This is a genomic window from Methylobacterium sp. P1-11 (genome assembly GCF_008329595.1).
In the GTDB taxonomy this organism is placed as follows: domain Bacteria; phylum Pseudomonadota; class Alphaproteobacteria; order Rhizobiales; family Beijerinckiaceae; genus Methylobacterium.
In genome coordinates, this window is the sequence record NZ_NPKS01000021.1 from 30,988 (window position 1) to 43,024 (window position 12,037).

Sequence of the window (12,037 nt, forward strand, 5' to 3'; positions counted from 1 at the left end):
ATGAGCGCAGCGCAGATCTGCGAGAGCATGCCGGTCGATCTCGCCCGCACCACCGTCGATGCGGATCCTGCGCCCGCCGGGCCGGCCCGGTTCGTGGACCTGATCCGCGCCGCCGCCGCCCGGACGCCGGACGCCCTCGCGGTCGCCGACGGGACGCGCACGCTGACCTACGGGGGTGTTGTCCAGGCGGTCGAGCGCCTCGCGCGTCAGCTCGGCGCGCGCGGCATCGGGCCGGGCGACCGGGTGATGGTCGTAGGCGAGAACGGCGTGGCGCTGGCGGCGCTCCTGCTCGCCGCCAACCGGGCCGGCGCCCGGCTCGTGCTCGAGAACGCCCGGCGCGCGGGGCCGGAGGTGGCGGGCATCGTCGCGCATTGCCGGCCGCGCGCCGTGATCTTCGTCACCGAGGGCTCCGAGGACGCGGCCCGCCACGCGGCCCGGTTCGAGGCCGAGCCCGGGACGGATCCGGCGGTCGGCACCTTCGCCTTCCTCCCCTGCGCCGAGTCGGACGGGCCGGGCGAGGAAGGCGGCGTGCTGATCTACACGACCGGCACGACCGGCACGCCCAAGGGCGTGATCCTAAAGGACGGCAGCCTCATCTTCATCGCCACGATGATGGAGCGGCTGCGCCGGATCGGTCCGGCCGACCGGGTCTACGGCATCCTGCCGATCACCCATATCATGGGGCTCGCCTCGGTCTTCCTCGGGACCCTGCGAAACGGCGGGGCGCTGCACCTGCGGGCCCGGTTCGCGGCGGACCAATGCCTCGATGAGATCGACGCCCTGCGGATCACCGCGCTTCAGGGGGCGACGGCGATGTTCGCCAAGCTCGCCGAGCGCGGACGGGCCCGCGGCTGGCGGGCTCCGGCCAGCTTGCGCTTCACGGCCGCCGGGGGCTGCCCGATCGACCTCACGGTCAAGCGCAAGGTGGAGGATCTCTTCGGCACCACCCTCCACAACGGCTACGGGCTGACCGAGGCCGCCGCGATCTGCTGGACCCGCTTCGAGGACGGCACGCCCGACGATTCCGTCGGGCCGCCCCTGCCGGGCGTCGCGGTGAAGCTCGTCGCCGTGGATGGGGGCGCGGCGGAGCCGGGCGGCACCGGCGAGCTGTGGGTGCGCGGGCCCAACGTCACCACCGGCTACTTCCGGGATCCCGACCTGACCGCCCGGTGCCTGACGGAGGACGGCTGGTTCAACACCCAGGATCTCGCGCGCATCGGGCCGGACGGCCGGGTCTTCATCGTCGGCCGGACCAAGGACGTGATCATCCGATCGGGGTTCAACGTCTACCCGCTGGAGGTCGAGACGGCGCTGAACCGCCACCCCGCGGTCGCGCAATCCGCGGTGATCGGCCGTCCCGTCGAGGGCAACGAGGAGATCGTCGCCTTCCTCGAACTGAGCGGTCCGGGCTCGGCCATCCCTGACGATCTCGGCGACCACCTGCGGGCGGCGCTGTCGCCCTACAAGCACCCGACCACCCTCATCGTCCTTCCCGCGCTGCCGCTGGCGGCCAACGGGAAGGTCCTCAAGGCACAGCTGCAGAGTCTGGCCAAGGATAGGCTTCCATGAGCGATCTTCTCTACGAGTCCGCCGACGGCATCGCCACGATCACCCTCAACAGGCCGGACAAGCTCAACGCGATCAACCCGGGCATCGAGACGGCGCTCGCCGAGGCGTGGCGCCGCTTCAGCGCGGGCGATGACCGCGTCGCCATCCTGACCGGGGCGGGGGAACGCGCCTTCTCGGTCGGCAAGGACACGACCTCCGACGCGTTCCCGAACTACCGGCGCTTCCTGCCCGGCCTCGACATCCCGGTGACGAAGCCGGTGATCGCGGCGGTCAATGGCTGGTGCATCGGCGGGGCGATGACCCTGGTCCAGATGTGCGATCTCTGCGTCGCCGGCTCGGGCACGCGGTTCATGTACCCCGAGCCGAAGTTGGGCTTCGCGGGCGGGCTGATCGCCGGCCTCGCCGGACGGATCCCCCATAAGGTCGCCATGGAGATCATGCTGCTCGGCGAGGAATTCTCCGTCGAGCGCGCCTATCAGGTCGGCCTCGTGAACAAGATCGTCCCGCCCGGGGAGGTGATGGACGCGGCCCGCGCCTACGCGCGTCGGCTCGCCGACAACGCGCCCCTCGTCCTCGCCATGCTCAAGGAGCTGTCGGCCGAGACGGTGCCGCGCTCGCCGATCGAGCGCGTCAGCCTCGCGATGCGCTCGGTCGAGGCCGTGGCGGCCAGCCAGGATTTCCGGGAGGGCTTCGCCGCCGCCCGGGAGAAGCGGACACCGACCTACACCGGTTCGTGAGCCTTCCATCTTCGACCTTCCCGGCCCCGCGGCCGGCCTACCTGCACGAGCGACAGGAGATTTCGATGAGCATCCGACGCCTCAGGGACTGCGTTCAGGACCTTACCCGCCTGGCCGACCGGTCGATCGCGGATCCCGAGGCCATGATCGCGGGTGGCCAGGACATCCTCGGGCGATTGATTGCGCAGGATGACTGGCTGCCGGACTTCGCGACCGTTCCGCACGCGCAGTTCTATCGCCAGTACCTGCTGCACTGCGATCCGCTCGAGCGGTTCTCCATCGTCAGCTTCGTCTGGGGACCGGGACAGAAGACCCCGATCCACGATCACACGGTCTGGGGCCTCGTCGGCATGCTCCGGGGCGAGGAGCGGTCCCGGCGCTTCGAGCGGATCGGGGACACGCTGACGGAGGCCGGGACGGAGATGCTCCACCCGGGCCAGATCGACGTCGTCTCGCCGACGCACGGCGACATCCATCAGGTGGCGAACGCCTTCGAGGATCGCGCGTCGATCAGCATACACGTCTATGGAGCGAACATCGGTCGCGTCCATCGCAATGTCTACGATGCGGAAACGGGGAAAAATAAGCCCTTCGTTTCGGGATACAACAGCGATGTCGTGCCGAATATCTGGTCAATGCAGTGATCTTGTCAGGCAACAGAGTTCATCAAATGAAGCTTTTCTACTCCCCATCGTCGCCCTTCGTGCGGAAAGTGATGATCGCGGCCCATGAACTCGGGCTGGTCGACCGGCTGGAGCGGCAGCCCGCCGCGGCGCATCCGGTCAAGCGCGATGCCTCGATCCGCGCCGAGAACCCCCTCGGGCAGGTGCCGACGCTGGTCACCGACGGCGGTCTCGTCCTGTTCGACAGCCGCGTGATCTGCGAGTACCTCGACGCGCAGGGCGGTGGCGCCCTGTTCGGGTCCGGCGAGACGCGCTGGCGCAATCTCGCCGGGGCGGCCATGGGCGACGGGTTGCTCAACGCGGCGCTCCTGGCGCGCTACGAGGGCGCCGTGCGGCCCGAGGCCCTGCGCTGGAGCGACTGGGCCGACGGGCAGATGAGCAAGGTCACCGACGTCCTCGCGGTGCTCGACAGGACCGCGCCCGCGTTCGGCGACCGGGTCGACATCGCCACGATCACACTCGCCTGCGCCCTGGGCTATCTGGATTTCCGCTATCCGGCGCTCGACTGGCGCCGCGACCATCCCGCCGCGGCCGCATGGTATGCGGCCTTCGCGGAACGCCCGTCCATGGTGGCGACGCAGCCGCGCGATTGACCAACTCCCGCCCGTCAAGCGCTGGTCTTGACGGGCCTCACGCCGGCACGAAGTGAGTGCCGGGCATGCGATTGGCGGTACGGTGGACACCACACTCCTCAAGGGACTGACAGTTCTCGAACATCTCGCGCGGAGCGATGCGCCGCGGGGCCTGACGGACCTCGCGCGCACGCTCGGCCTGACGAAGAGCAACGTCCACCGTACGCTCCAGACCCTCGCGGCCGCGGGCTACGTCCGCGCCGAACCCGGCGGCTACGCCTGCACCCTGAAGCTGTTCGAGCTCGCGAGCCCCGTGGTCGCGCGGATCGACGTCCGGCAGGTCGCCGACCCGTACATGCATGACCTGGCGGAGGCGACCCAGGAAACCATTCACCTCTCGCTGCTGGACCGGACCGAGGTGATCTACCTGCACAAGGTCGAGAGTCCGCACCCGGTCCGGGCCTATTCGTCGATCGGCGGCCGCGCGCCGGCCCATTGCGTGGCCTCCGGCAAGGCGCTGCTCGCCTATCAGGAGGACGAAGCCCTGCGGCATTTCCATGACCCGCTGCCGATCTTCACGCCGCGCACGATCGGCACCCTGGCACAGCTGCGCGGCGAACTGGAGCAGGTCCGGGCCCGGGGCTTCGCGATCAACCGCGGCGAATGGCGGGACTCGGTCTGCGGGCTCGGCGCCATCGTGCAGGACGGGATGGGCAAACCGGTCGCCGCGATCAGTATCTCGGGTCCCGCCGACCGCCTGAAACTCGCCGTGCTGCGCCGTTTCAGCACCGTCGTGGTGGACACGGCCAAAAACCTCTCGCGCGCGCTCGGCCACAACCCGGCCCTGCGCATGCCGGCCCTGCCGGGACGGCCCGGCAGCCGGACGGGCGCGACGCTCAAACCCTGCCAGGCGTCCGCCGCGCCGTCGTCGGATCAGGAAAGGCCGCCAACCGCGGAGGCCTAGCCGACCACTCGGCTCAGACCGGCCGGCGGATGGTTCGCGCATCACGGGCGGCCAGCAGGCCGCGCAGCGCCTTGCGATCGGTCTTGCCGACTCCGTTGACCGGCAGAACGTCGAGGCGTCGGATCTGCGCGGGCACGTAGATCCGGGCGAGCGAGCCCCGCACGAAGTCCTTGAGCCCCGGCTCGTCGAGGCCCTCGCCCTCCCGCAGCACCACGAAGGCCACCGGCACCTCGCCGAGATCCCCGTCGGGGGCACCCACCACGCAGCAATCGCGGATGGCCGGATGGGCGGCGAGCTGCCGCTCGATCAGCGCGGGCGAGATGTTCTCGCCGCCGCGGATGATCACGTCCTTGATGCGGCCGGTGATGGACAGAAACCCGTCGGCGTCGAAGCGGCCGAGATCGCCCGTGCGCAGCCAGCCGTCCACGATCGGCTGGTCCGCGCTGCCGAGATAACCGGCCATCAGGGCGGGGCCGGCGATGCGGATCTCCCCTTCCCGGCCGGCCTCGACCGGGCGATCCGTGACCGGATCGAATAGGTTCACCGTCTGGCCCTCCAGCACGGTGCCGATCGTGCCGATCCGACGCCGGCCCGGCGGATTCATGGTCGAGGTGCAGGTCGCCTCCGACAGGCCGTAAGAGACCAGAAGGGGCACGCCGAAGGCGTCTTCGATCTGCTGGTGTAGGGTCGGGGTGATCGGCGCCGAGCCGCAGCGCAGGAAGCGCAAGCCCGGGAAGCGCTCTCCCGGGCGCAGCAGGGGCAGCATCCGCGCGTAGATCGTCGGCACGCCGGTCATGTAGGTGATGCCGCCGGACCGCAGCTGGTCGAGGGCGGCCTCGGCCTGAAAGCGCTCCATCAGCACGATCGCGGCCCCGGCCAGGAGGGGCACGATCAGCTGGTTGTTGACGCCGTTCGTATGGTGGAGCGGCATGACGTGGAGGAGCCGGTCCGCGGGCCCAGTGCCGGTGTGGCTGAGCACGCCGGCGGCGTTGCAGATGAGCCCTTCGTGGCGCAGCAGCACGCCCTTCGGCCGGCCGGTGCTCCCCGAGGTGAAGAGCAGCATGGCCTCGTCCCGCGGGCCGATCTCGGCCGCGAAGGCGGCGCCGTCGCGGAGGCTATCCAGCGCCCGCACATCCAGCTCGGCCAGGGCAGGACCGGCGACGTGCCCGGCATATGCCTCGGCCACGATCAGGTGCCGCATGCCGACGAGCGCGGCCTGCTCGGCCACTACCTCCGGCGCGAGCCCGGGCTCGAGGAAGCAGACGCAGGCCCCGGCCTGCAGGGCGCCGAAATAGGCTGTGATCGCCGCCGCGCCCTTGGGCGCGATCAGCCCGACCCGGTCGCCCCGGGCAACCCCCCAGTCCCGGACCGCGCCGGCGGCGGCGTCGATGCGCGCGCCGAGTTCGGCGTACGACACGGAGTCCCGGCCCGCGAGAGCCGTGCGGCCCGCCTCGGCATGATGCGCGATGGCCGCGCGCAGCCGCGCGCTGATCGAGTCCGGCCTGGCAGCGATCATGGCAGCGATTTCCTGTCCCATTGGTCCGCCTGGGCCTCAGCGCAGGCGGATGCCCGCATCGGATTCGAAGCGGCCTTCCGAATCGAGGGCTGCCAGCGCCGACCGCTCGTCCGGGGTCGGCAGGGGCGTCGGCGCGGCGCCGTCCGCCGCGAAGGCGAAGCCGGTGCGGTCGCGGACTTCGTCGAGGCTCGCCTCCGGATGCCAGGAGGCCAGCACGAGCCGGCCCTCGTGCTTGGTGAAGACGGCGATCGGCGTGACCACGCCGTGCATGCCACCGGCCGCGGTGACGAAGTCGAGGGTCTCGACGAGCGTGCGCCGGGAATGCTCGGTCCGCCACGTGACCGCCCGGCGGGCGGTCGGCAGCATCACGGCGCCGCCGCCGCCGCCCGGCAGCCGCACCCGCGGGGCGTGCCAGTCGCCGATGCAGGAGACGTTGGTGCGGCCCAGCCCATCGACCTGGGCGGCGCCCAGGAAGCACAGGTCCATCAGGCCGCGGGTGCAGAGATCGTAGAAATCCTCGTTGGCGAAGATCGACCGGGAGCCCTCGGCGAGTACCGGGTCCGAGGAGGAGATCGGTACCGCGGAGGGGATCGGATCGACCCCGCCGGCGACGTTGATGTAGGTGAAGGCGAACGGGTAGGCCCGCTTGGCGAGCAGACAGGCCAGCATCGGCAGGGCCGAGTTCACCCCGCTGAAGGTGATCTCGTTCGGCCGCACGAACCGGGCGAGATTGGTGACGATGTAGGAGAAGCCCGACCAGGCGCCGGTCGCATCGGGCGCGGCTTCAGAGATCCGCTCAGACATGGGCCGCCTCCCGCGCCTCGGGGCCGGCGGCGAGGTGGGCGTCGAGCACGCCCGGTTTGTCGGCCATGTAGGCCTCCACGGCCGGGTAATCGATCGCGTAATCGGGCCAGAGCGATCCGGGCCAGGCCCCGTTCGGCACGATGCTCACCGCCTCGATGAGGAAGTGGGGCACCAGCGTCAGTTCGGGCTGGTCGCGGAAGGAGGCGTCCGGCGCGACGCGCTCGGCCACCACGAGCACGCGCTTGGCCGAGCGGCTCATAATCCGGTCCCAGTGCGAGGTCCCGTAGACGCGCACATCCCCCGACTCGCTGACCTCGTTGGCCTGGATCACCGCGAAGTCCGGCTGGATGCGCGGGATGGCGTAGACCGCCTCGCCGCTGCCGTAGGGGTCCTCAATCGTCTTCCAGCCGTTGAGCGCCGGCAGGTCCGAGCCGTGGATGCCGCCACAGGGCATGAACGGCACCCCGAAGGCCGCCGCCCGCAGGCCGGCGGTCAGGCTGGCGCAGGCATGCTCCTCCAGGCGGACGTGGCCGGATTCGATCGCACGGCGGTACCAGGGCGCGAGACCGAAATTGCCCTCCATGGCGACGATCCCGGCCTTGGCCCGCGACAGGGCGCCGGCGCGGCACAGGATGTCGATGTCGTAGCCGGGGGACTGCTTCACGACTTCGAGGTCGCGGCGCCCCTGGCGGATCAGCTCGCGCACGAACGCGAAGGGGCCGCGGTGCAGGAAGCTGCCGCCGAGCGCCAGGGAGCTGCCGTCCGGAACCCGGGCGGCGAGATCTGCGAGGGGGATGATCTTCTGGGTTCCGGCGCTCACGGGGCGTCCTCCGGTCGAAAAACGTGTCAGGCCGCACGGTAGGCGCGGATGCGGTCCTTCAGCCCCGGGCGCGCGGCCGAGGCGACGAGGTCGGCGAGGTCGTCCGCGCGGGTGTCGCGGGCGGCGGCGCGGTTGAGGGCCGCCCCGGCCCAGGGGGACAGGCGCGTCGCCGCCTCCGACGCGACCGCGACGGCGTCGGGCCAGGACCCGTCCGCCGCGACGGCGGTGAGGAACCCGTCGGCCAGGGCCTCGGGCGCATCGAACGCCCGGCCCTCCTGCAGGACGAGCCGGGCCTTGGAGCCGCCGACCCGCTCGGCGTAGCGCCGCGTGCCGAGCACCAGCCCGAAGGACAGGCCGGGCATGCGGAAGGTGGCGGCCGGGTCGCCGACGCGCCGGCCGCAGGCGCAGATCACGTCGACCCCGGCGCCGAAGTTGCGCCCGTGCGCCAGGGCCAGCGTGTCGAAGGGCGCGTGAGCCAGGGCCTGGAGGAGCTGCTCGATCCGCACGAACCGGAGCAGCAGGTCCCCCTCCGACTGATCCGCGTAGCCGCCGAAGTCGAACCCGGCGCTGAAGTTGCGCCCCGCGCCCTTGAGCACGAGGAGCCGGGTCCCGTCGTGGCCCGCCGCCGCGACGGCGTCGAGGAGCGCGTCGACCAGGGCGGCCGACAGGGCGTTCATCTTGTCGGGGCGGTTCAGCGTCAGGGTCAGCGTGTCGCCGCTGCGGTCCTTCAGGAGCTCGTCCATGGCGCCGCCCCTCACGCCGTGCGCGCGCGGGCCGGCGCGGCCTCGCTGAACAATTCGGCGTTGTGCTGGCCGAGGGACGGTGGTTCCCGGTAGATCGGGAAGCCCGCGCCCGAGAATTTGAGCGGCGACACGAAGGTGCGCGTCTCGGCCCCGGACGGGAGGCTCAGCGGCTGGACCCAGCCCATATGCTCGACCTGCGGGTCGGCCAGGGCGTCGGCGTAGCCGTTGATCGGCGCGCAGGGCACGCCCGCGGCGCGGAACCGGCCGAGCAGGTCGGCGCAGGTGAGGTCGGCGAAATCGCGCTCCAGAATCGCCAGGAGATCGCCCTGGTTCTGCGCCCGCAAGGCGGTCGAGGCGAAGCGCGGATCCTCGGCGAGGTCGTCGCGCCCGATCGCCCCGCAGGCGGCGCGGTAGAGGGCGTTATTGCCCGCCGCCATGGCGAAGTATCCATCCTTGGCGCGAAAGGCCTGATAGGGCGCGTTGCGCGGATGGGCCGAGCCCAGGCGCTTCGGGTCGCGGCCGCTGCCGAAATACTCGCTGGTCTGGAGCGCCCCCATCGCCAGCGATGCCCCGAACATCGAAGCGTCGATGTGCACGCCGGGTCCGCCCGCCCGCACCTGGAGCAGCGCCGCCGCGATCGCGTAGGCCGCGTAGAGGCCGGTGCCGAAATCCGAGATCGGCACGCCGCACTTGACCGGGGGGGCGCCGGGCTCGCCCGTGACGCTCATCACGCCGCTCATCGCTTGTAGCGTCAGGTCGAACCCAGCCTCGGCCGAGCGCGGCCCCTCCTGGCCGAAGGCCGAGATCGAGCAATAGACGAGGCCGGGCCGTTCGGCGCTGACGCTGGCGTAGTCGAGCCCGAGCCGCTTCATCACGCCGGGGCGATTGTTCTCCAGCACCACGTCGGCGGAGCGGATCAGGTCCAGGGCGCGCGCCTTGTCGGTCGGATCTTTCAGGTCGAGCGTCACGGAGCGCTTGTTGCGGTTGAGCGAGGCGAAGTTCTCGCTGAAGCCCTCGTTGAGGGGCGGCCAGGCCCGCATCGAATCGCCGCCGTCCGGGTTCTCGACCTTGACGACGTCGGCCCCCATGTCGGCAAGCAGCATGGCGCAGAACGGCCCGGCCGCGACGCTGCAGAACTCGATCACGCGGATACCGGATAGCGGTCGCACGGGCTTCTCCTCGATCAGGCAACCGTCGCCGTCGCACGCCCGGGCACGGGGCCTCGGGCGTATCGCGGCGCGGGATGGGATGAGACGGTGATGGGGTTGTAGCCGAGGGCGCGCGACAGGCCGCGCGCCGCATCGACGACCACGTCGCTGAAGCGGCGCAAAGCCGTCGGACTCAGGCGATCGGCCGGCCCGGAGATGCCGATCGCGGCCGCGGGCCGGCCCATCGCATCGTGGACGATCGCGGCGAGGCCGCAGACGCCCTCCCGCCACTCCCCGCGATTGATTGCGAAGCCCTGGATCCGGACCTGCTCCAGATCCCGCCGCAGCAGGTCCAGGGATGCGATCGTGCGCGGCGTGTAGACTTGGAGCGTCTCCGGCAGATGGGCCAGCGCCTCTTCCTGGTAGGCCAGAAGCGCCTTGCCGGAGGCCACGCAGTAGGCCGGCGCTCGGCCGCCGATCGACGAATAGGCGCGGACCGGCTGGGGGCTCTCGATCTTGTGCAGGTAGATGACGTCGGCCCGGTCGAGCAGGGAGAGGTGGATCGTCTCCTGCGTCTCCTCGGCCAGTGTCCGCATGAAGGGCTCGGCGACCTGCCGGACGTCGATCCGCGCCACCACGGGACTGGCGAGCTCGAAGAGCTTCAGGGTGCACGCGTAGGTGCCCCCGGGAAGGGCGCGCACGTATCCGGCAGCCACCAGGGTCTGGAGCGTGCGGTGGACGTTGCTCTTCGTCAGGCTCAGCGCGCGCGCCAGTTCGCTGACGCCGCGGGGCGACTCGCTGCCCGCCAAGTGCTCCAAGAGCATCAGTCCCTTGAGAAGCGTGCTGTCCATCGTTCCAACATTCGAAACAGCGTTCCATCAAAGCCTATCTCTAGGCGCTGCAAGGCGTCAAGAGCGGGACCGCTGCCCTCAGGAGCGCGGACCCGCTGAACGCTACCTGTCCTGTCGCAGCTGGCGTGGACGCAGATTCGCGGTTGACTGCAACCGAAGGCCTTCATAGCCTATCGCCAAATGAGACGATGTTCTAAAATGTAGAACAATAGCATCGTCTCGCAGTGGCGGCCGGCGTCTTCGGACTCGACCGATCCGCCGACGGGAGAGAAACCATGGACGCTTCGGCTCAACGCCCGCCCACCAAGGGAGACGTCTTCCGCGTCGTCAGCGGCAACTTCCTCGAAATGTTCGACTTCATGGTCTACGGCTTCTACGCCGCCGCAGTGGCGAAGGCCGTGTTCCCCAGCGACAACGAGTACGTCTCGTTGATGCTGTCGCTGGCCACGTTCGGGATCGGCTTCCTGATGCGCCCGCTCGGCGCCATCGTGCTGGGCGCCTATATCGACCGGCATGGCCGGCGGGCCGGCTTGGTCATGAGCCTCGCCATCATGTCGGTGGGCGTCGCGCTGATCACCTTCACGCCGACCTACGCGTCGGTCGGTATCGCCGCCCCCATCCTCGTCCTGATCGGCCGACTGCTGCAGGGTTTCTCGGCGGGCGCGGAATCGGGTGGCGTCTCGGTCTACCTGTCGGAGATCGCAACGCCCGGGAACCGCGGCTTCTACGTGAGCTGGCAATCGGCTAGCCAGCAGGTCGCAGTGGTCTTCGCAGCCATCATCGGCGTGACCCTGCGCGGCTTCCTGACAGAGGAGCAGATGCTCGCCTGGGGATGGCGCATCCCGTTCCTGATCGGCTGCCTGATCATCCCCGTCCTGTTCTGGATCCGGCGCTCGATGCACGAGAGCGAAGATTTCGCGAAGCGGGCCCGGCATCGCCGCGCCACGCTCGGCGAGATCTACCGGTCGCTCCTTCAGAACTGGGCGATCGTGTTCAAGGCGGTGCTGCTCGTCACGCTGACGAGCGTCTTCTTCTACATGATCACCGCCTACACGCCGACCTATGCCCGTCAGGTGCTGGGTCTGAGCGTCCATGACAGCTTCGTGGTCACGGTCTGCGTCGGCGTCGCGAACTTCATCTGGGTTCCCATCATGGGCGCCGTCTCGGACCGCGTCGGGCGTCTGCCGGTCTTGATGACCTTCTCGGTGCTGATCGGCCTCACGGCCTATCCGGTAATGGCCTGGCTCGTGTCGGACCCGTCCTTCGGCCGGCTGCTGGCTGCCCTGATGTGGATGTCGTTCCTGTACGGCGGCTACCAGGGTGTCATGGTCGTCACGCTGACCGAGATCATGCCGGCCGAGGTGCGCGCGACCGGCTTCTCGCTGGCCTACAGCCTCGCGCAAGCCATCTTCGGCGGATTCACGCCGGCGGTGTGCACCTATCTGATCCACGCGACAGGGAACCGCGCCATGCCGGGACTCTGGCTCGCCTGCGCGGCGCTGTTCTCGATCGTGGGCACGCTGACACTCTACCGCAACGTGCACATCTCGCGACGCGGGGCGGCTGTCACGCCGGCTTGAGCGCGGACCGACACTGAAGCGCCGGCGGTGCCGGCATCGAACCCTGAACG

12 protein-coding genes are annotated in these 12,037 nt (G+C 70.3%); 6 read left to right on the plus strand and 6 right to left on the minus strand.

The features are described 5' to 3' along the window. From CIW48_RS20655 to CIW48_RS20675, 5 genes are all read left to right on the plus strand, one after another. On the plus strand, window positions 1-1,569 hold the full coding sequence (locus CIW48_RS20655) for a class I adenylate-forming enzyme family protein (protein WP_197739361.1): 1,569 nt from the start codon (window positions 1-3) through the stop codon (window positions 1,567-1,569). After that, window positions 1,566-2,306, plus strand: a complete 741-nt coding sequence (locus tag CIW48_RS20660; RefSeq protein ID WP_149312442.1) for an enoyl-CoA hydratase-related protein — start codon at window positions 1,566-1,568, stop codon at window positions 2,304-2,306. Before CIW48_RS20655 ends, CIW48_RS20660 begins: the two co-directional genes overlap by 4 nt. Window positions 2,307-2,371: 65 nt before the next feature. Then, window positions 2,372-2,950 (plus strand): cysteine dioxygenase, encoded by a 579-nt coding sequence (locus tag CIW48_RS20665; RefSeq protein ID WP_149312443.1) that lies wholly within the window; start codon window positions 2,372-2,374, stop codon window positions 2,948-2,950. A 26-nt stretch (window positions 2,951-2,976) separates the two neighbouring features. Beyond that, window positions 2,977-3,582 carry a glutathione S-transferase gene (locus CIW48_RS20670; RefSeq protein WP_149312444.1) on the plus strand — a complete coding sequence of 202 codons (606 nt, stop codon included), beginning with the start codon at window positions 2,977-2,979 and terminating at the stop codon, window positions 3,580-3,582. An 82-nt stretch (window positions 3,583-3,664) separates the two neighbouring features. Continuing rightward, window positions 3,665-4,525, plus strand: coding sequence for an IclR family transcriptional regulator (locus tag CIW48_RS20675; RefSeq protein ID WP_149312445.1), 861 nt, complete (start codon window positions 3,665-3,667; stop codon window positions 4,523-4,525). Window positions 4,526-4,538: 13 nt separating this feature from the next. Here the strand turns inward: CIW48_RS20675 and CIW48_RS20680 are convergent, their stop codons facing one another. From CIW48_RS20680 to CIW48_RS20705, 6 genes are read right to left on the minus strand one after another with little or no spacing between them, the layout of a single operon-like run. Further along, window positions 4,539-6,041 (minus strand): class I adenylate-forming enzyme family protein, encoded by a 1,503-nt coding sequence (locus tag CIW48_RS20680; RefSeq protein WP_149312446.1) that lies wholly within the window; start codon window positions 6,039-6,041, stop codon window positions 4,539-4,541. A gap of 36 nt (window positions 6,042-6,077) precedes the next feature. After that, window positions 6,078-6,845, minus strand: a complete 768-nt coding sequence (locus tag CIW48_RS20685; protein ID WP_149312447.1) for a CoA-transferase — start codon at window positions 6,843-6,845, stop codon at window positions 6,078-6,080. Further along, on the minus strand, window positions 6,838-7,665 hold the full coding sequence (locus CIW48_RS20690; RefSeq protein WP_149312448.1) for a CoA transferase: 828 nt from the start codon (window positions 7,663-7,665) through the stop codon (window positions 6,838-6,840). The genes CIW48_RS20685 and CIW48_RS20690 overlap by 8 nt, the downstream gene beginning before the upstream one ends. A 26-nt stretch (window positions 7,666-7,691) precedes the next feature. Beyond that, window positions 7,692-8,408, minus strand: a complete 717-nt coding sequence (locus CIW48_RS20695) for an enoyl-CoA hydratase/isomerase family protein (RefSeq protein WP_149312449.1) — start codon at window positions 8,406-8,408, stop codon at window positions 7,692-7,694. A gap of 11 nt (window positions 8,409-8,419) precedes the next feature. Continuing rightward, window positions 8,420-9,577, minus strand: a complete 1,158-nt coding sequence (locus tag CIW48_RS20700) for a CoA transferase (protein WP_149312450.1) — start codon at window positions 9,575-9,577, stop codon at window positions 8,420-8,422. 14 nt (window positions 9,578-9,591) lie between these two features. Then, on the minus strand, window positions 9,592-10,407 hold the full coding sequence (locus tag CIW48_RS20705) for an IclR family transcriptional regulator (RefSeq protein WP_149312451.1): 816 nt from the start codon (window positions 10,405-10,407) through the stop codon (window positions 9,592-9,594). Window positions 10,408-10,682: 275 nt separating this feature from the next. Here CIW48_RS20705 and CIW48_RS20710 point away from each other — a divergent pair, with 275 nt between their 5' ends. After that, on the plus strand, window positions 10,683-11,987 hold the full coding sequence (locus CIW48_RS20710) for an MFS transporter (protein ID WP_149312452.1): 1,305 nt from the start codon (window positions 10,683-10,685) through the stop codon (window positions 11,985-11,987). The last annotated feature ends 50 nt before the right edge of the window (window positions 11,988-12,037 follow it).